Origin of the sequence: Streptomyces sp. NPDC087422 (assembly GCF_044744145.1) — a bacterium.
Lineage (GTDB): Bacteria > Actinomycetota > Actinomycetes > Streptomycetales > Streptomycetaceae > Actinacidiphila.
The window spans coordinates 535551-552962 of record NZ_JBIUXT010000003.1 but is presented as its reverse complement, the minus strand read 5'-3'; the positions used below and the strand labels follow the sequence as shown (position 1 = coordinate 552962).

General features: G+C 72.0%; 17 protein-coding genes and 1 riboswitch. Of the genes, 9 read left to right on the top strand and 8 right to left on the bottom strand.

The annotated features are described in order from the left end of the window. The first annotated feature begins 197 nt into the window (after nt 1–197). From ACIO6U_RS12030 to ACIO6U_RS12020, 3 genes are all read left to right on the top strand, one after another. Nucleotides 198–1298 carry a LacI family DNA-binding transcriptional regulator gene (locus tag ACIO6U_RS12030; protein WP_355336624.1) on the top strand — a complete coding sequence of 367 codons (1101 nt, stop codon included), beginning with the start codon at nt 198–200 and terminating at the stop codon, nt 1296–1298. Between the two features lie 456 nt (nt 1299–1754). Further along, nucleotides 1755–2873, top strand: a complete 1119-nt coding sequence (locus tag ACIO6U_RS12025; RefSeq protein WP_401717932.1) for a metallophosphoesterase — start codon at nt 1755–1757, stop codon at nt 2871–2873. A 374-nt stretch (nt 2874–3247) separates the two neighbouring features. Further along, the gene (locus ACIO6U_RS12020; protein ID WP_401717929.1) at nt 3248–4228 is read left to right on the top strand and encodes a hypothetical protein; all 981 of its coding nucleotides are present in this window, start codon (nt 3248–3250) and stop codon (nt 4226–4228) included. On the opposite strand, the gene ACIO6U_RS12015 is transcribed toward ACIO6U_RS12020, so the two are convergent. The 4 genes from ACIO6U_RS12015 to ACIO6U_RS12000 all read right to left on the bottom strand — a co-directional run bounded on the left by ACIO6U_RS12015 (nt 4168) and on the right by ACIO6U_RS12000 (nt 7812). Then, nucleotides 4168–5160 carry a helix-turn-helix domain-containing protein gene (locus ACIO6U_RS12015; protein ID WP_391158881.1) on the bottom strand — a complete coding sequence of 331 codons (993 nt, stop codon included), beginning with the start codon at nt 5158–5160 and terminating at the stop codon, nt 4168–4170. The genes ACIO6U_RS12020 and ACIO6U_RS12015 overlap by 61 nt on opposite strands. Before the next feature lie 336 nt (nt 5161–5496). Further along, nucleotides 5497–6534, bottom strand: coding sequence for a LuxR C-terminal-related transcriptional regulator (locus ACIO6U_RS12010; RefSeq protein ID WP_355336628.1), 1038 nt, complete (start codon nt 6532–6534; stop codon nt 5497–5499). A gap of 298 nt (nt 6535–6832) precedes the next feature. Next, complete coding sequence (locus ACIO6U_RS12005; protein ID WP_401717926.1) at nt 6833–7333, bottom strand: hypothetical protein; 501 nt, start codon at nt 7331–7333, stop codon at nt 6833–6835. Next, a complete protein-coding gene (locus tag ACIO6U_RS12000) occupies nt 7330–7812 on the bottom strand; it encodes an ATP-binding protein (RefSeq protein ID WP_401717923.1) in 483 nt (160 codons plus the stop codon). The genes ACIO6U_RS12005 and ACIO6U_RS12000 overlap by 4 nt, the downstream gene beginning before the upstream one ends. Nucleotides 7813–7930: 118 nt before the next feature. Between ACIO6U_RS12000 and ACIO6U_RS11995 the strand changes: the two genes are divergently transcribed. Together ACIO6U_RS11995 and ACIO6U_RS11990 are read left to right on the top strand one after the other, a co-directional pair. Then, entirely contained in the window at nt 7931–8677 is a 747-nt protein-coding gene (locus ACIO6U_RS11995) for an XRE family transcriptional regulator (protein ID WP_401717920.1), read from the top strand. Nucleotides 8678–8681: 4 nt separating this feature from the next. Continuing rightward, nucleotides 8682–9152 carry an NUDIX domain-containing protein gene (locus ACIO6U_RS11990; RefSeq protein ID WP_401717917.1) on the top strand — a complete coding sequence of 157 codons (471 nt, stop codon included), beginning with the start codon at nt 8682–8684 and terminating at the stop codon, nt 9150–9152. 35 nt (nt 9153–9187) lie between these two features. Here the strand turns inward: ACIO6U_RS11990 and thiC are convergent, their stop codons facing one another. Then, nucleotides 9188–11125: a phosphomethylpyrimidine synthase ThiC gene (gene thiC / locus ACIO6U_RS11985; protein ID WP_401717915.1), complete on the bottom strand. Its 1938-nt coding sequence runs from the start codon at nt 11123–11125 to the stop codon at nt 9188–9190. After that, nucleotides 11118–11263, bottom strand: a riboswitch (TPP riboswitch). It overlaps the preceding gene by 8 nt. 60 nt (nt 11264–11323) lie before the next feature. Here thiC and ACIO6U_RS11980 point away from each other — a divergent pair. Further along, on the top strand, nt 11324–12715 hold the full coding sequence (locus ACIO6U_RS11980) for a YibE/F family protein (protein ID WP_401717912.1): 1392 nt from the start codon (nt 11324–11326) through the stop codon (nt 12713–12715). Here the strand turns inward: ACIO6U_RS11980 and ACIO6U_RS11975 are convergent. Then, a complete protein-coding gene (locus ACIO6U_RS11975) occupies nt 12672–12893 on the bottom strand; it encodes a DUF5326 family protein (protein WP_355336634.1) in 222 nt (73 codons plus the stop codon). The two genes, ACIO6U_RS11980 and ACIO6U_RS11975, sit on opposite strands and share 44 nt — an antisense overlap. A 121-nt stretch (nt 12894–13014) precedes the next feature. Continuing rightward, nucleotides 13015–13332, bottom strand: a complete 318-nt coding sequence (locus ACIO6U_RS11970; RefSeq protein WP_355336635.1) for a cupin domain-containing protein — start codon at nt 13330–13332, stop codon at nt 13015–13017. Nucleotides 13333–13412: 80 nt separating this feature from the next. Between ACIO6U_RS11970 and ACIO6U_RS11965 the strand changes: the two genes are divergently transcribed. The 3 genes from ACIO6U_RS11965 (at nt 13413) to ACIO6U_RS11955 (ending at nt 15853) form a co-directional block, all read left to right on the top strand. Then, complete coding sequence (locus tag ACIO6U_RS11965; protein ID WP_355336636.1) at nt 13413–13790, top strand: phage holin family protein; 378 nt, start codon at nt 13413–13415, stop codon at nt 13788–13790. 191 nt (nt 13791–13981) lie between these two features. After that, nucleotides 13982–15088 carry a cystathionine gamma-lyase gene (locus tag ACIO6U_RS11960; protein ID WP_401306006.1) on the top strand — a complete coding sequence of 369 codons (1107 nt, stop codon included), beginning with the start codon at nt 13982–13984 and terminating at the stop codon, nt 15086–15088. 261 nt (nt 15089–15349) lie between these two features. After that, nucleotides 15350–15853: an NUDIX hydrolase gene (locus ACIO6U_RS11955; protein WP_355336765.1), complete on the top strand. Its 504-nt coding sequence runs from the start codon at nt 15350–15352 to the stop codon at nt 15851–15853. Between the two features lie 30 nt (nt 15854–15883). Here ACIO6U_RS11955 and ACIO6U_RS11950 read toward each other — a convergent pair whose 3' ends face one another. After that, entirely contained in the window at nt 15884–17395 is a 1512-nt protein-coding gene (locus tag ACIO6U_RS11950) for a globin domain-containing protein (RefSeq protein WP_401718518.1), read from the bottom strand. Nucleotides 17396–17412 lie beyond the last annotated feature (17 nt).

Sequence of the window (17412 nt, the reverse complement as noted above, 5' to 3'; positions counted from 1 at the left end):
GTGAGTTGACGTCACTCCTATCGGTGGACCAATGGACGGGCATCGGCCGCACCCGCGCCGGTATCACCCACAAGGCACGCCCTGCCGCCTGCATATTCCACCTTGCATACGGGGTTCGATCTTGCAGAAACCTATCTTCTGGGGGGTAGAAACGGCAGGCGCCGACCGGACCAGCGCCGTCCTAATATCGGCAGGCCATGACAGCAGCAGGGAACCACCAGGCGAGCCGGCCCATCGGACGCCGGCTTGAGCGGGCGGGCATCAGGGACGTCGCCGCCGCCGCCGGAGTCTCGATCACGACTGTCTCCGACGCACTCAACGGCAAGGGCCGACTGCCCGACGCCACCCGCCGCCATGTGCGCGAGGTCGCCGACCGGCTGGGCTACCGCCCGTCCGCCGCCGCCCGCACACTGCGCACCGGCAGATCGGGCCTGATCGGCCTGACCGTGACGACCTACGGCGAAGAACCGTTCACCTTCACCGAATTCGCGTACTTCGCGGAGATGGCCAGGGCCGCCACCTCCGCCGCCCTGGCCCGCGGCTACGCCCTGGTCATCCTGCCCGCCTCCTCCCGGCACGACGTGTGGGGGAACGTGGCGCTGGACGGCACCGTCGTCATCGACCCCTCCGACCACGACCCGCTGGTCGCCGAACTGGTCCGGCAGGGCGTCCCGGTGGTCAGCGACGGCCGCCCGGCGGGCAGCGTGCCCGTGCACGCCTGGGTCGACAACGACCACGAGGCCGCCGTCCTCGGCATCCTCGACCACCTCGCCGCCGCGGGCGCCCGCCGGATCGGGCTGCTCACCGGCACCACCACCGACACGTACACCCGGCTGTCCACCACCGCGTATCTGGAGTGGTGCGAGCGGGTCGGCCAGGAGCCGGTCTACGAGTCGTATCCCGCGCACGACCCGCGGGCGGGCGCGGTCGCCGCCGACCGCTTACTGGCGCGGCCCGACCGCCCGGACGCCGTCTACGGGCTCTTCGACCCCAACGGCACCGATCTGCTGGCCGCCGCCCGCCGTTACGGCCTGCGCGTGCCCGACGACCTGCTGCTGGTCTGCTGTAGCGAGAGCACCGTCTACGCCAGCACCGAACCGCCGATCACCACGCTGTCGCTGAAACCGCGCCGGATCGGTACGGCGGTCGTGCAGTTGCTCATCGACGCCATCGAGGGCGTCGGCGGCGCGCATCCCGTACAGCAGGTGATGCCGACCGAGTTGATCGTCCGCACCTCTTCGCAGCGGCGCGCGCACCGCACGACGGTCAGTCATCCGCGGGGGCCCGCGGGCGGCTGAGGAAGAGCGGCCGTCCGGCCGGAGGGCTCCGCCGGGCACCCCCGCGAGTGATCGGCCGAACGGGTGACCGAGCCCCCGCCGACGGCCGGAAGACGAATCGTGCGGGCGTACGAGGGAGCTAAGGGATGGTTTGTCTGCGCCCTGCGAAAACCAGGTGCCTGGGTATGTCACAACGCGACAGCGTCATTCCTATGATGGGCGGATGGCGGCGCGATCGTGGAGGGGTCGATGACTCAGGGGGCAGGTCAGGGACCCGAGCCCGGGACTTCGGAAGGCTGGCGTCCCGAGGCGTCCGCGTACGTGTCCGGGCACGAGCCGACGGCCGGTTTCGGCACGGCTCCGGCGTTTGAGCCGACGGTCGGATTCGAGCCGCGCGGCGGCTACGGGGAGACGTCCGGCGGGTACGGCGGGGCCGCGGCTCCGGCTCCGGCTCCGGCTCCGACGGAACCGGCTCCCATGCTGATCGATTCGGCTCCGGCTCCGGCCGGCACGGCACCGGCGGTCCCGGCCGCCGCGCCCGTACCGCCCGTGCCGTCGGCGACCACCGGCGGGGCGGGTGTGGCACCGGCGTACGAACCGGCCCGCGCCGCCGTACCACCGGTGCCGCCCGCGTACGACAGCGCGCCGCCCGCACAGCGGCCCGCCGCGTACGAGCCGACGCGACCCGACGCGCCCCTGGTCCCCGCGGAGTACACGCCGACCGCCCACGACCTGCCGGTGATCACCGCGGACGGCGCGTCGGGCGACCGGCCGGGACCGCTGTACGTGGTCGGCGATGTGCACGGCTATCTGGACGAGTTGCTGGCGGCGCTCGGCGAGTGCGGCCTGGTCGACGAGGAGGGCCACTGGGCGGCGGGCAGCGCCCGGCTGTGGTTCCTCGGCGACTTCACCGACCGCGGCCCCGACGGCATCGGCGTCATCGAACTGGTCATGCAGCTCTCGGCGGAGGCCGCGGCGGCGGGCGGCTACTGCCGTGCCCTGATGGGCAATCACGAACTGCTGCTGCTCGGCGCGCACCGGTTCGGCGACACCCCCGTCAACTCCACGGGCGGCACCGCCTCCTTCCTCGCCGCCTGGCGGCTCAACGGCGGCCAGCCGACCGACATGGACCGTCTCGAGGACCGCCATCTGACCTGGATGTCCCGGCTGGACGCGGCCCACGTCACCGACGGCCACCTGCTGGTGCACTCCGACACCACCGCGTATCTGGACTACGGCAGCAGCGTCGAGGAGATGAACGACACGGTCACCGGCGTGCTCCAACGGGGCGACGCCGACGAGTGCTGGGACCTGTTCCGCAAGCTCACCAAGCGGTTCGCCTTCCGCGGCGACGGCGGGCCGCGGGCCGCCCGCGAACTGCTCGGCACCTACGGGGGCAACCGCGTCGTGCACGGGCACAGCCCGATCCCGTACCTGCTCGGCGAGGTCGGCGGCGAATATCCGGCCGACGGCGAGGAGCGGGTGCACACCGTCAACGGACCGATGGTCTACGCGGAGAATCTGGCGGTGGCGATGGACGGCGGCGTCACGATGGACGGACGGCTGCTGGTCGCCCAACTGCCGCTGGTGGGTTAGCGGGTCCGTCGCGCTCCGCGCGGCGGGCCGGGCGTTCCGCGCGGCGGGCCGGGCGTCTCGCGCGGCGGGCCAGGCATGTCGCCCGGCGGGTCAGGCACGTCGCCGTGCCGGCCCGGCGTTTCGCGGACCGGCCCGCTCCGGAAGGCACGGGCGGGGAGCGCGCCGGGGCTTCCCGCGCGGCGTCTTTGGGGTGGCGTGTCGGTGTCCGGCACATTTCGCGCCGTCAGATTTCCTGGTTGCACCCTGTCACGGTCTCGCCTCCCCGCTCTACCATCGCTGTATCCGTAGGCACGCCGCTCTCCGCGTACTCGGCCGACCGGGCCGGTTCCCCTCGGGGAACACCGGCCGCGCTCGGGGAGTCGGAGCATCGGGGGATGCACATGACCAGCGCTCCACACCTGCTCACCGAAGACCGCCCGGACTTTGAACGCGCGCTGGACGAGGCGCTGCGCACGGTCCTGCGGGATCACGGACCCGACCGTGAGCGGGCCCTCGGGCCGGACGGCGGGGACGTGGAGGAGAGCCGCCCCGCCTCGCGGCGGACGAACCACTCCAACGGTCACTCCGCCCTGAACAGCGAGCAGTTGCGCACCCTGGCGCTCGGCGCGGCCGAACTCATCGCCGACGCGGCGGCCGCCGAGTACGAGACGTACCGCGGCGTCCGGGAGGCGTCGCGGGAGGCCGCCCGCGAGTCGGCGCGCGCCCGCGACAACCGGTCCTTCGGCTACGCGGCGATGGGCGTCGCGGAGGGCGCGGGCTCCGGCGCGGGCCTGATCGCCGTCCTCGCCGTCCTGACGCCGCTGCTCGCGGGCGCCGCCGCCGTGATCTTCCTGCTGATCGGTTACGCGCTGCGCGCGATGGCCCCCGAGCCCGCCATCGCGTCGCCGCTGCGCACCGCGGGCTGGCTGTTCGCCGCCGTCACCGCCGCGTCGATACTGCTCGGCGCGGTCGGACTGCTGCTCACGGCGCTGCGCGACGGCTCCTCCGCCATACACGACTCGCCCGACGCGCTGCCGCCCGAGGTCGCCGACGCGCGCGACGCCTGGTACCGGGCGCTGCTGGAACGCGGGATGCTGCCCTTCCTGGAGGACGCGGCGGCCGGCGCGGCGCTCGCCCCGACCAGCGCCCACGAGCCGCCGCACGGCCCGGCGGTGAGCCCGGTGCCCGGCCCCGCCACCGGGCAGGACCTCAGCCGCATGCCGCGACTGGGCTACTCCCGCCCGGACTTCAGCAGTCCGGCGCCCGACCCGGCCGCGCCGCTGCCGCCCGCCGCGCCGCGCTTCTCCGGTCCGCGCTACAGCAGTCCCGACTTCACCAGCCCGGACTTCGGCGGCCCCGACAACACGCCCGAGTAGGGGCCGGTCCTGCGCAGCGTCGGGACGGCGGGGCCCGCCGTGCCGGGCGCCGTCGTCGCGGACGCCGTCGTACCGGGCGCTGTCCCGGCGGGCCCCGCCAGGCCGGGCGCCGTCACGGCGGGCATGAACATCAGCACTCGGCGCCGGGGATCGTGCGCCGGGGACGACACGAGCATGCGCACCCGCTGGACGTAACCGCCGGCCGGTGGCCGCAGCAGCCGTACCTGGCCGTCATGGTGCAGCGCGACCCGGGTGGACTCGCTCTCCGCCTGCCACAGCCGGGCCAGTTCGGGGTCCTCGCGCAGTTCGGCGATGACGCGGAGCAGTTCCTGGTCGGGCCCGGTCTGCGGCTGGTGGTGCGCGGTCTGCGCCTGGAGCCGGAGCTGGCGCAGGAACGCCGTCGCCCAGCCGGTCCGCCACTCGGCGCACAACTGCCGCGCGTACGGCGCGAAGAGCACGAAGCGCAGCAGATTCGCGGGCGGCGGCTGGCCCGCGGGCTCGAAGAGCTGGCGCCACGCCTGGTTGGTCTCCAGAATCCGCCAGGCGCCGTCCACGGTGAGGGCGGGGACCTGGAGCGCGTGGAGGTACGACGTCCAGCCGGTGACGGCCTCGGGGTCGGGTTCCGCCGGGCCGCGCGGCGGGTAGCCGCCGGTGACGATGAACCACAGCTCGTCGCGCTTGCGCGAGTCCAGCCGCAGCGCGTTGGCGAGGCTGTCGAGGCGGTGGGCGGGGATGGGGCGTCCGCAGCCCTCCCAGTCCTGGTAGAGGCGCGGTGATATGCCCAGGCGCTGGGCCACCGCGTGCTGGCTCAGGCCCGGCGGGCGGTAACCGTTGTGGCCCGTGATGGGCTCGGGTTCGCCCACGAAATTTCTGCGGGCCTCGCGCAGGAACTCCTGGATCAGCGGTGGGTCCTCGTCGGAACGACGGTCCATGGCTTGTCCCCCGGATCTTCTCGGCTGCCGCGTCCTTGGGGGTGAGGGGTCACCCGGCGTCCGCGGCCTGCGATTTCGCGCCCCCGCTCATGCTAAGCGGGGATGCTCGCGAGCCGCCGGAATCGCCTTGTCCACATCGGGCACTGTCCCAAGTGCGACACACTTCGGTGGTGGGGTGGTGGGGTGGTTCACCAGTACGGTGGGGTGGTCACGCGGATGCGGTGGTCACGCGGGTGCGGTGGGTGTCCCGGGTGCGGTGGGCGTCCCGGATGCGGTGGATGGACGGTGGCGGCGCACGGCCGTACGGTGCGGCCCGCGGGAGGACGGTGCGGCCGGTCAGAGGTCGTCCGGGTCGAGCAGCCGGGCCAGCTTCAGGCCGACCTCGAAGCGGCTGGAGACCTGGAGCCGTTCCATCAGCTTGGTCATCACGCGCTGCACGGTGCGCCGGGCGACGCCCAGCGTCCTGGCGATGCGGTCGTCACTGTAGCCGTTGGCCATCAGCCGGATGATGGTCCGCTCCTGGTCGGTGAAGTCCGTGGCGGCGCCGGGGTCGTCGTCGCTGTCGGGGGCGGGGGTGGCTTGGCCGCCGCGCGCCATGTGCGGCATCGGCTTCGCCCGCAGCCAGTAGTCCTCGTAGACCGAGACGTACGAGCGGGCCAGCACCGCGCCGCGCACCAGCGTCATCGACGACCGTACGTGCGGGACGCCCGGCAGGACGACGGTGTGCCGGTCCACCACCAGCAGGTCGTGCGGGCCGTGGTCGATCAGCCGGACGCCGACGCCCACGTCGGTCAGGTCGTTCAGATACTTGCTGTACTTCGGGATCTGGAGCAGCGAGCGCGGGTACAGGGCGCGGACCCGCACCCCGCGCCGTACCATCGCCGCGTCCCCGGCCAGGGAGTGCTCCAGCACCGCCATGTCCTGCGGCATCGGGCCCGGGTGCAGCGAGTCCACGGACTCCCGCGCGGTGGCGTCGATGTCGGCCAGCGCGCTCAGCCGGGTCTCCAGGTCCTCGAAGTTCTGGACGACCACCTGCTCCTGGAGCCGCGCCGCCGCGGGCCGGAACACCGTCAGCAGCGCCTGCGTCGTCTCGCTGAGCTCCGCCGCGTTCCGCAACTGCGCCGCGGCCGTGCCCAGATACGTGTCCATCGCCACCGCCAGCGCGGCGTCCGGGTCGACGGTCTCGACCCGCCCCTCCACCAGCCGGACCAGCCCCATGCCCTTCAAGGTCCGCAGCCCCGACTCCAGCCGCCCCTCGTCCAGCCCCACCAGCCCCGCCAGCCCCGCGTACGGAGCACCACCGCCGTTCGCCACCGCCGTATAGATCACGACGGCGGACTCGATATCCCGCCCCTCACCCCTCGCCTGCCCCATCCCCTGCCCTCTTCCCCACCCACCACCCGACCCGCCCGATTCTCCCCCACCCCCCTTTTCCCCCAACAGCCCGTCCACCAGGTCTTCACCGAGGTGCCCCTCGTGCTGTTCGCCGAGCAGCGCCAGCCAGCCCGCCGCAAGCTGCGCCGCAAGGCCGGAGCCGCCTCCGCCGGCCTCCCGTACGCACGCGGAAGCGGCCGTACACAAGCCGAGGGCCCCGACATATCGCGCCGGGGCCTTCGGCTTCAGGCTAGTGCGTGGCCGGTGCCCGAAGCGGCCGTCAGGGATCGGGGCGGGCTCAGGCAGCCGCGACACCGAGGGACACCAGGACGATCTGGACCGCCACCGCCCCGGCTCCGGTCCACGACCAGCGGTCGTACGGCGCTGTCGTGCGGTTGATCCGGCAGGTGGGAACCTCCCCGGCAAGCGGCAACCCGCCCGCCGTCGCGCCCATGGCGAGAAAGGCACCGCACGCGACGGCCCCTGCCAGAGCGCCCCCGGTGCGCAGCAGGCCGGGTGCGACGAACGTCATACCGACCCAGCCGAGCATGGCGGGCGGCGAACAGGCCAGCGCCCCGGCCAGCAGTCCCGCCTCGGGACGGTCCCGCACCAGCCGAACCGTGGCGCGCAGGGCCTCGTCCCGTGCCGAGGGCCGTTCGTACGGAACGCAGTTCGGACAGCGCACGTCCTCACCGCACTGAACGCACAGCACGAGGGCGTTGCCGCAGTCCTCGCACGGGTCGCCCGCCTCGTACGACGGTTCCCGTGCCCGTAGCCGCAGTGCTTCCCGCAGGCTCACCGGGGCACCTCGTCAGCGGTGTCGTCGGCGCACACGGCCCAGACGAGTTTCCCGACGCCTAAGCGTTCACTCACTCCCAAGTGTCCGGCGGTCAGTACGTCGACCAGGGCCAGGCCGCGCCCGGATTCGGCGTCCACGGACGGCTCCCGGGCTTCGGGCCGGACGCTGTTGGCGTCGTGCACCTCGATCCGCAGCGCGCCGTCCGTCAGCCGCTCGTACCGGGTCTCGACCAGCCGGTCCTCCGGCCCCCGCGCGTGCCGCACGGCATTGGTGAACAACTCCGACAGGACAAGTACGGCGGTGTCCGCCAGTCCGGTCATGCCCCACGCGTTCACTGCCAGCCGGAGTTCGTGACGCGCCCGGCCCACGCATCGAGGGCTACGTGCCCATCTCTTCACGAACACCGAGTCCGAGGCGCGCTCCCACTCGCGACCCGGCGTCGATTCGTCGTCTCCACCGGTCAATTCCGTGTCACCCATGCGGCGAGCGTCGCCGAGTTCATCAGGACGGAGGAACCTCCACCATTCCCCACTTTGGGACGTCCCATGTCGGATAGAACGTCCCTAGCGCCGTCCCACGTCAGAGGGAGAGACTGCGATGCCGAACGAGAGATTGCGCGCCACCATGGCAAGCGGCGGTTGGACGTACGCCGCACTGGCAGCGAAGACCGACGTCGACCCCAAATCCGTTGAGCGCTGGGTCAACCTCGGCCGCACCCCGCGCCGGGCGACAGCCATGCTGGCGGCGGAGACGCTAGGAGAAGACGTGCACGCGCTATGGCCAACGCTCCGCCAGCCACGGGCCGCACGGGCGGTCAGCCCGGAACTGGTGGCGCTCTACGATCAACGCGCCGACGTCCCCGTATCAACGATCGTGGACGTGCTGTCGCAGGCACGCGAGCAGATCGACGTACTGGTCTACGCGGCAGTCTTCCTGCACGAGGCGTACCCGCGCCTCAACGACCTCCTGCGGGAGCGGGCCGCCGACGGCTGCACCGTCCGGATCGCGGTCGGCGACGCCGACAGCCCCAACGTCCGACAACGCGGCCGGGAAGAGCGATTCGGCCACGGCATCGAGTCCCGTTGCCGACTCGCCCTCATGCACTACCGGCCCCTCATCGGGACTCCGGGCATCGACATCCGCACCCACGGGACCACGCTCTACAACTCCCTCTACCGCGCGGACGACCAGGTCGTCGTCAATGCTCACGTCTTCGGGGTGAACGCGTACAGCGCTCCCGTCTGGCACCTGCGGCGGCACGGCGACGGCAGCCTGTTCGACACCTACGCCGACAGCTTCGACGCCGTATGGGCCACGGCGCAGCCCGCGCCTCGGGAACACTGACGCCATGGCACGCACCGAGTTCTACGACGATCCGGACGCTCCCGCACCGAACAGTCTCGTCGTCGCCGCGTCCGCCGTCGTCACCGACGAGCAGGGTCGCATCCTGCTCCAGCGGCGCCGCGACAACGGCTTGTGGGCGCTGCCCGGGGGCGGTATGGAGATGACCGATTCCCTGCCCGGCACGGCGGTGCGCGAGGTCAAGGAGGAGACCGGCCTGGACGTGGAGATCACCGGGCTCGTCGGCACGTACACCGATCCGCGCCACGTGATCGCGTACACGGACGGCGAGGTACGCCGCCAGTTCAACGTCTGCTTCACCGCCCGGGTCACCGGCGGGGAGCTGGCCGTCTCGGACGAGTCCACGGAAGTGCGCTTCGTCGCGGCCGGGGAGGTGGACGAGCTGCCGATGCATCACACCCAACGCTTCCGGATCGCCCACTACTTGGAGGGCCGGGAGCGGCCGTATTTGGGGTGAGGGCCCCGGCACCGGGGTGCCGGGGCCCTCGGGTGTCAGTCCGCCAGCGGCAGGTACACGCGGTTGCCGGCGGCGGCGAATTCGCGGGATTTCTGGGCCATGCCCAGCTCGGCCTCGGAGGCGGGGGCGGGGGCGGGGGCGACAGGGGCGCCGTGGTCGCGGCGGATGTCGTGGGAGATCTTCATGGAGCAGAATTTCGGGCCGCACATGGAGCAGAAGTGGGCGGTCTTGGCGGGCTCGGCGGGGAGCGTCTCGTCGTGGAAGGCGCGGGCGGTGGCGGGGTCGAGGGCGAGGTTGAACTGGTCTTCCCAGCGGAATTCGAAGCGCGCGTCGGAGAGGGCGTCGTCCCACGCCTGGGCGCCCTCGTGCCCCTTGGCGAGGTCGGCGGCGTGGGCGGCGATCTTGTAGGTGATCACACCGGTCTTGACGTCGTCGCGGTCGGGCAGCCCGAGGTGTTCCTTGGGGGTGACGTAGCAGAGCATCGCGGTGCCCCACCAGGCGATCATCGCGGCGCCGATGCCGGAGGTGATGTGGTCGTAGGCGGGGGCGATGTCGGTGGTGAGCGGGCCGAGCGTGTAGAACGGGGCCTCTTCGCAGATCTCCTGCTGGAGGTCGATGTTCTCCTTGATCTTGTGCATGGGCACGTGCCCGGGGCCCTCGATCATCGTCTGCACCTGGTGCCGCTTGGCGATGGTGTTCAGCTCGCCGAGGGTGCGCAGTTCGGCGAACTGCGCCTCGTCGTTGGCGTCCGCGATGGAGCCGGGGCGCAGGCCGTCGCCGAGCGAGTACGTGACGTCGTACGCGGCCAGGATCTCGCACAGCTCCTCGAAGTGCGTGTAGAGGAAGCTCTCCTGGTGGTGCGCCAGGCACCACGCGGCCATGATCGAGCCGCCGCGCGAGACGATGCCGGTCTTGCGGCGGGCGGTCAGCGGGACGTAGCGGAGCAGCACGCCCGCGTGCACCGTCATGTAGTCGACGCCCTGCTCGGCCTGTTCGATGACGGTGTCGCGGTAGACGTCCCAACTCAGCTCCTCCGCTCGGCCGTCGACCTTCTCCAGCGCCTGGTAGAGCGGGACGGTGCCGATGGGGACGGGGGAGTTGCGCAGCACCCACTCGCGGGTGGTGTGGATGTTGCGGCCGGTGGACAGGTCCATGACCGTGTCGGCGCCCCAGCGGGTGGCCCAGGTCATCTTGTCGACCTCCTCCTCGATGGAGGAAGTGACCGCCGAATTGCCGATGTTGGCGTTGACCTTCACCAGGAACCGCTTGCCGATGATCATCGGCTCGATCTCCGGGTGGTTGATGTTGGCGGGCAGTACGGCCCTCCCCGCGGCGATCTCGTCCCGGACGATCTCGGACGGGACGTTCTCGCGCAGCGCGACGTACTCCATCTCCGGCGTGATCTCGCCCCGCCTGGCGTAGGCGAGTTGGGTGACCGGCGTCCCGGTACGGCCTCGGCGGGGGAGCCGGGGGCGGCCGGGGAAGACCGCGTCGAGATTGCGGAGCCCGCCGCGCGGCGAGGTGTGCTTGAGGCCGTCGTCCTCGGGGCGGACCGGCCGTCCCGGGTACTCCTCGGTGTCGCCGCGCGCGATGATCCAGTGCTCCCGGAGCGGGGCGAGCCCGCGCCGGACGTCCGTCTCCACGGACGGATCGGTGTACGGGCCCGACGTGTCGTACAGCGTCACGTCGTTCCCATTGGTGAGGTGCACCTGCCGGACCGGCACCCGCAGGTCCGGCCGCGATCCGACGACGTACGACTTGTGCCAGCCGATGTCCCGTACGGGACCGTCCACTTCGGTCCGGTTCGAGCCGACCGACTCCGTACCGTTCGAGGCGGCCGACTCCATACGATTCGAGGCGGCCGACTCCGTACGGATCGAGCCCTCCGCTTCCGTACGGTTCGAGCCGACCGACTCCGTACGGGCGGATTCGTCCCCGTCGGATCCAGGCGTGTGCGCGTCCTGCATGGTCATGAGACCCACTCCCTACGCCGGCATTACCCGGTAACAGGTTCAGCGGTCGGCGCAGCGTTCGTCCCGGCGGTCATGCCGTGCCGGCAACAGGTTCAGCGCCCTCTCAGCCCGGTGCTCCGAGCTCCCGCGTTTGCAAAGGTGCCCCCACGGTAGCGGTTCGGCGAGGACAGGCACCAGGGATCTTGCGATGATCAGCCCGTGGAAGAGCCCCCGCAGAGCCCAAGTCCCGGCCCCGGACCCGGCCACGGCCCCGGCCACGGCCCTGGCCCCGGCGCGAGCCACGGGCACAGTCACGGACACAGCCACAGTCATGGCCACGGCCACGGCCCCGTGCCGCCGGTCTCCCAGCACCTGCGCAAGGTCATCGCCGCGATCCTGGTCCCCTTCGCCGCCGCCGTCGTCGTCGGCCTGATCGTGCTGTGGCCGGGCGGCGCGCCCCAACACGCCCGCAGCGGCGTCGGCTTCGACCAGCAGACCCGGCAGGGCAAGGTGGTGCGACTGGTCGACGTGTCCTGCAAGGCGGAGAACCCGGGCCAGTCGTCGTCGGCCGCGAGCGACACCTGCCAGAAGGCCACCATCGAGGTCGAGTCGGGGCCCGACAAGGGGACGACCTTCACCGAGATCGTGCACCCCGACCAATCCCGGCGCTACACCAAGGGCGAGGGCGTGGTCCTCGCGTACGCGCCCAACGCCCCCGCCGGACTGCGCTATTCGGTCACCGACGTGGACCGCGGCTTCCCGCTCGCGCTGCTCGCCGGGATCTTCGCGGTCGCGGTGATCGTCGTCGGACGGCTGCGCGGTCTGATGGCCCTGATCGCACTGATCGTCTCGTTCGGGATCTTGACCCTCTTCATCCTTCCGGCCATCCTCCGCGGCGACAATCCGCTGCTGGTGGCGGTGGTCGGCGGCAGCGCCATCATGCTCATCGCGCTGTACATGTGCCACGGCGTCAACGCCCGCACCTCGGTGGCCGTCCTCGGCACGCTCTGCTCACTGCTGCTGATCGGCGTCCTGGGCTCGGTCTTCATCGACTGGGCGCGGCTGACCGGCAACACCTCGGACGAGACGGGCGTGATCCACAGCCTCTATCCCGGCATCGAGATCAAGGGCGTCCTGCTCGCGGGCGTCATCATCGGCTCGCTCGGCGTGCTCGACGACGTCACCGTCACCCAGACCTCGGCGGTGTGGGAGCTGAAGGACGCCGATCCCGGCGCGAATTGGCGCAAACTCTACGGCGCCGGTATGCGGATCGGCCGCGACCACATCGCCTCGGTGGTCAACACCTTGGTGATGGCGTACGCGGGCGCCGCGCTGCCGCTGCTGCTGCTCTTCTCGATCGCGCGCAGCGGCGTCCTGCGGGTGGCCAGCAGCGAACTGGTGGCGGAGGAGATCGTCCGCACCCTGGTGGGCAGCATCGGCCTGGTCGCCTCGGTGCCGCTGACCACGGCCCTGGCGGCGCTGGTGGTCAGCGCCGACCGGCACGAGAGGAGCGGCGGCAAGAACGGTGACGACAACGGCGGCAAGGGCCCGACCGGCCCCGCCGGACCTACCAGTCCCGCCCCGACCCGGAGGAGCCACCGCCGCCGGTGACCCGCTTGACGACCAGCACCAGCGCCCCGACCAGGACCACGAACACGATCACCTTGAAGAGCAGTCCGAAGACGATGCTCACCAGGCTGGCGATCAGCGAGCCGAAGACGATCAGCGCGATGACCGGGATGGCCACCCACTTCACCCACCACGGCAGGCCCTTCAGCAGCTTCTCCATGATGTCCTCGGTCTCCTTCTCCTTCTCGGGTCCTGGCGGTGTTCCGCCGATACTTCGACTGTAGGGCCACCGATGCCTCCGGCGGAGGGCCAGGAGGCCGGATACGACCCTGAACGCACCCTTAGGGCTCCGGGGGTGAGAAGACCACCATGACCCTGAGGTCCTCGGTGATGTGGTGGAAGCGGTGCGGGGTCCCGGCCGGTACGTAGACGACGCTGCCGCGACCCACGGTGGTCGTCTCCTCCCCCACGGTGATCGCCGCCCGGCCGCTGACCACCAGGTAGATCTCGTCCTGGGCGTGCGGCTGCTGGGGGTCGTTCTCACCGGCCTTGAGCGCGTAGAGCCCGGCCGACATGGTGCGTTCGCGCAGGAAACGGAGATACGCCCCCTCGTTGGCGGCCCGCTCCGCGTCCAGGTCGTCCAGCCGGAACACCTTCATCGCGTACTCCCCTTGTCCGGACTCCGTCCGGTACTTGTCCGGTCTCTTGCTTGCGTGATCAGGTCTGCGACGATCACACCATGAAGAATTTCATCGTCAAGACCTTGGCGAACGCCGGTGCCCTCGCGGTCGCCGTCTGGCTGCTCAAGGACATCACGCTCACCGGGGACAGCACCTGGCACAAGGTCCTCACCCTCATCCTCGTCGCCCTGGTCTTCGGCGTCGTCAACTGGCTCGTGAAGCCGGTCGTGAAGGTTCTGTCCTTCCCGCTGTTCATCCTCACCCTCGGGCTGATCACCCTGGTGGTGAACGCCCTGATGCTGCTCCTGACCTCCTGGCTGGCCGACAAACTCAGCCTCGACTTCCACGTCCACGGCTTCTGGACCGCGGTGCTCGGCGGTCTGATCATCAGCATCGTCTCCTGGGCGCTGGCCGTCGTCCTTCCGGACGACGAGTGACCAGTCACCACCCTGAGAAGGGGACCGAGCAGGGGGCGGCACAAGGGGCCGGGCGGGAGACCGACCAGGGGGCCGACCAGGAGACCGGGCGGGGGACCGACCAGGGGGCCGCGGGACACGAAGCGGCACAGCGGGCGGCCGAACGGCATCAGGCCGCCCGGCCGGAGGCCGCTGGCGACAGCACCCGCAGCGTGCACGCGGGACGGCCCCCGGCGACCGCGTACGAACCCTCGCTCCCCGGCCCGGTCTTCGTCTCGCACTACCACCTGCCGGGCGAGGCCAGCGGCCCGTACACGTACGGCCGGGACGAGAATCCGACCTGGGAGCGGCTGGAGGCGGCCGTCTCTGAGCTGGAGTGCCCCGGCGACCCGGCCGCCGCGACGCTCGCCTTCGCCTCCGGCATGGGCGCGGTCGCCGCCGTGCTGTTCTCCCAGGTGCGGGCGGGCGACACCGTGGTGCTGCCGTCCGACAGCTACCAGGCGACGCGCTCGCTGCGGGAGCGCCTGGAGTCGTACGGCGTGACGGTACGGCTCGCGCCGACCGTCGGCGACGGGCAGCTCGCGGCGCTGGAGGGCGCGCGGCTGCTGTGGCTGGAGACGCCGTCGAATCCGGGCCTGGACGTGTGCGACATCCGCCGGCTGTCGGACGCCGCGCACGCGGCGGGCGCGCTGGTCGCCGTCGACAACACCCTCGCGGGGCCGCTCGGGCAGCGCCCGCTCGCCCTGGGCGCGGACTTCTCCGTGGCCAGCGGCACCAAGGCGCTCAACGGGCACGGTGACCTGCTGATGGGCTACGTCACCACGCGCGACGCCGGGCTGAACGCGAGCGTGAGGCAGTGGCGCAAGACGGTCGGCGCCATTCCGGGGCCGATGGAGGCGTGGCTCGCCCACCGTTCGCTGGCGACGCTCGCCCTGCGCGTGGACCGGCAGTCCGCGAACGCGCTCACCCTCGCGAGTGAGCTGCTGAACCGCGCCGAGGTGACGGACGTACGTCACCCGGGCCTGCCGTCCGACCCCGCGCACGCGGTGGCCGCCACCCAGATGCGGCGCTTCGGCGGCGTCGTCTCCTTCACCCTCCCCGACCGCGCGCACGCCGAACGCTTCCTGGCCGCGCTGCGCCTCACCTCAGAGGCCACCAGCTTCGGCAGCGTCCAGAGCACCGCGGAGCGCCGCGGACGGTGGGGCGGCGACGCCGTACCGCCCGGCTTCGTCCGCTTCTCGGTGGGCGTCGAGGACCCCGAGGACATCGTGGCCGATGTGCTGCGCGCGCTGGACGAAGCGGCGTCTTCGTCAGGGTGAGCGCGCGGGCCCCGGGGGGCGAGGCGCGTCTTCGTACGGGTGAAGGCGTGGGCGCCGGGGGGCGAGGCGTGTCTTCGTACGGGTGAGCGTGTGGTCGTCCGCGCGCTCAGGCGCGTCTTCGTACGGGTGAGGGCGCGCGGGCGCACGGCGGCACGGCGGTGGCACGGCGGCGGAGGGGTGCGCTCCGATTCGCCGGGGCGGCGCCGGGAATTGTGCGGTGCGGCAAGTTTGCCGCCGCGCGCACTGCGGCAGATGTCCACCATGCCCCCGGACACGCATGACGGCCCCACCACCCGGCCGGTGGTGAAGCGCACGGCCCGCGCCATCGTTCTCGACGGCGACCGGCTCGTACTGATCAAGCGCACCAAGCCCGGCCTCGCCCCGTACTGGCTCACGCCGGGCGGCGGGGTCGAGGACGACGACGCGAGCGTGGTCGCGGCCATGCACCGCGAGGTCGACGAGGAGCTGGGCGCCAAGGTCACCGATGTGGTGCCCGCCTTCGTCGACACCGTCGAGCACATCGCGGACGACGGCTCGCACGGCGTGAAGGTGCAGTACTTCTTCGCCTGCCGCCTGGAGTCGATGGACCTCGACCAGCGGCACGGCCCGGAGATCGACGAGCCCTGCGGGGAGTACGAGATCGTGCGCGTGCCCTTCAGCCGCATGGGCCTGGCCTCGGTCGACATCGTGCCGCTGACCCTGCGGCACTACCTGGACGCGAACATCGAAGGGGTGCTGGGCCTGCTCGGCCCCGACCTCGGCTGACACCCGTGAGGGGACCGGCGGCCGGTCGCGTCAGTCCCCCGCCGCGACCAGTTCCTGCACGAGGTCGTGCCGTATCCGGTGCGACGGCATCCCGATCCGCACCAGCGTGTCCACACTGCTGCGGATCATCCCGGGCGGCCCCGACAGATACGCGTCGTACGCCTCCCACGGCCCGTGCGCGCGTACGGCGTCCGGCAGCGGCCCGGACAGCGCGTCACTGGGGGTGTCGGCGACGACGGTGCGGACCGACAGCCAGGAGTGCTCGCGCTGCATGCGCAGCATCGTGTCGAGGTCGTAGAGGTCGCTGGTGCGGCGGGCGCCGTAGAAGACCTCGACCGGGCGCCGCCGCCCGTGCCGGGCGACGTCCTCCACCAGCGCCTTGATCGGCGCTATGCCGGTGCCGCCGCCGAGGCAGAGCATGCCGTCGTCCGAGGCGTGGTCGGCCACCATCGAACCGGAGGGCGGCCCGAGCCGTACGACGTCACCGGGGCGGGCCCTGCCGACCAGCGCGTTGCTGACCCAGCCCGCCGGGACCGCGCGGATGTGGAAGGTCAGCAGGCCGTCGTCGCGGGGCGCGGCGGCGAAGGAGTAGTTCCGCCAGATCCGCGGCCACCACGGGGTCTCCACCATCGTGTACTGCCCGGCGAGGAAGGCGTACGGCTGGTCGGGCCGTACGGTGACCACCGCGACGTCGGGGGTCCGCAGCTCGTGGCTGACGATCTCGGCCTGCCACCAAGGCGGCGCGTGCCGTTCGTCCTCGGCCGCCGCGTCGATCATCGTCTGCGAGATCGCGGCGTACGCGCGGACCCACGCGGCCTCGGTCTCCGGGCCCCACACCGCCGACGCGTACCGGGCCAGTGCCCCGAGCAGCGCCTCGCCGACCGCCGGGTAGTGCTCGGCGCGGGTGCCGTACTTGCGGTGCCCACGGCCCAGGTGCGACAGGTAGTCGCCGAGCGCCGCCGGGTCGTCGATGTGCTCGGCCGCCGTCAGCAGCGCCTTGACCAGCCGGTCGCGCTGCGCGTCCATCGCGGCGGGGAACAGGTCGCGCAGCTCGGGGTGGTGGATGAAGAGCAGCGCGTAGAAGTACGAGACCGTCCGGTCCGCGACCGGCCCGATCTCCTCCATGGTGCGGCGGATGAGGAGCGCGTCGGGCGACGGGGACCCGGCCGGGGAGGCCATCGGGGAGGCGGGCGTCTCGGGTCCGGGCATCCGCGGTACGGGAGGCGGTACGAACGCGGGTGCCGGTGCGGGTGTTGGTACCGGTGCGGGTGCCGGTGCCGGTGCCGGCGCGGGTGCCGATGCGGATGCGGCCGTGAACGCCGACGCCGGTATCGACGCCGGTGTGTACGCGGACGGCTCGGTCGGCGCCGAAGCGCGCGGCTCCGGCTCGGGTTCCGGCGCTGGTCCCGGCTCCTGCCGCTGCGCGGCGGCGGGCCGCGTCATGGGTGCGGCGGGCTCCTGCCGGGGCTGGGCGATCTTGCGGCGCCGCCCCCTGGGCTGCGGAGACGCCGGTGAGGCCGGGTCGGTGGTCTTGGCATCCATGATCACGTGGCCCCGAA

What these genes read in the sequence shown, in the direction of transcription:
- ACIO6U_RS12030 (WP_355336624.1), top strand. Translation starts at nt 198, where the DNA reads ATGACAGCAGCAGGGAACCACCAGGCGAGCCGGCCCATCGGACGCCGG.
- ACIO6U_RS12025 (WP_401717932.1), top strand. Translation starts at nt 1,755, where the DNA reads ATGCTGATCGATTCGGCTCCGGCTCCGGCCGGCACGGCACCGGCGGTC.
- ACIO6U_RS12020 (WP_401717929.1), top strand. Translation starts at nt 3,248, where the DNA reads ATGCACATGACCAGCGCTCCACACCTGCTCACCGAAGACCGCCCGGAC.
- ACIO6U_RS12015 (WP_391158881.1), bottom strand. Translation starts at nt 5,160, where the DNA reads ATGGACCGTCGTTCCGACGAGGACCCACCGCTGATCCAGGAGTTCCTG.
- ACIO6U_RS12010 (WP_355336628.1), bottom strand. Translation starts at nt 6,534, where the DNA reads ATGGGGCAGGCGAGGGGTGAGGGGCGGGATATCGAGTCCGCCGTCGTG.
- ACIO6U_RS12000 (WP_401717923.1), bottom strand. Translation starts at nt 7,812, where the DNA reads ATGGGTGACACGGAATTGACCGGTGGAGACGACGAATCGACGCCGGGT.
- ACIO6U_RS11995 (WP_401717920.1), top strand. Translation starts at nt 7,931, where the DNA reads ATGCCGAACGAGAGATTGCGCGCCACCATGGCAAGCGGCGGTTGGACG.
- ACIO6U_RS11990 (WP_401717917.1), top strand. Translation starts at nt 8,682, where the DNA reads ATGGCACGCACCGAGTTCTACGACGATCCGGACGCTCCCGCACCGAAC.
- thiC (WP_401717915.1), bottom strand. Translation starts at nt 11,125, where the DNA reads ATGACCATGCAGGACGCGCACACGCCTGGATCCGACGGGGACGAATCC.
- ACIO6U_RS11975 (WP_355336634.1), bottom strand. Translation starts at nt 12,893, where the DNA reads ATGGAGAAGCTGCTGAAGGGCCTGCCGTGGTGGGTGAAGTGGGTGGCC.
- ACIO6U_RS11970 (WP_355336635.1), bottom strand. Translation starts at nt 13,332, where the DNA reads ATGAAGGTGTTCCGGCTGGACGACCTGGACGCGGAGCGGGCCGCCAAC.
- ACIO6U_RS11965 (WP_355336636.1), top strand. Translation starts at nt 13,413, where the DNA reads ATGAAGAATTTCATCGTCAAGACCTTGGCGAACGCCGGTGCCCTCGCG.
- ACIO6U_RS11955 (WP_355336765.1), top strand. Translation starts at nt 15,350, where the DNA reads ATGCCCCCGGACACGCATGACGGCCCCACCACCCGGCCGGTGGTGAAG.
- ACIO6U_RS11950 (WP_401718518.1), bottom strand. Translation starts at nt 17,395, where the DNA reads ATGGATGCCAAGACCACCGACCCGGCCTCACCGGCGTCTCCGCAGCCC.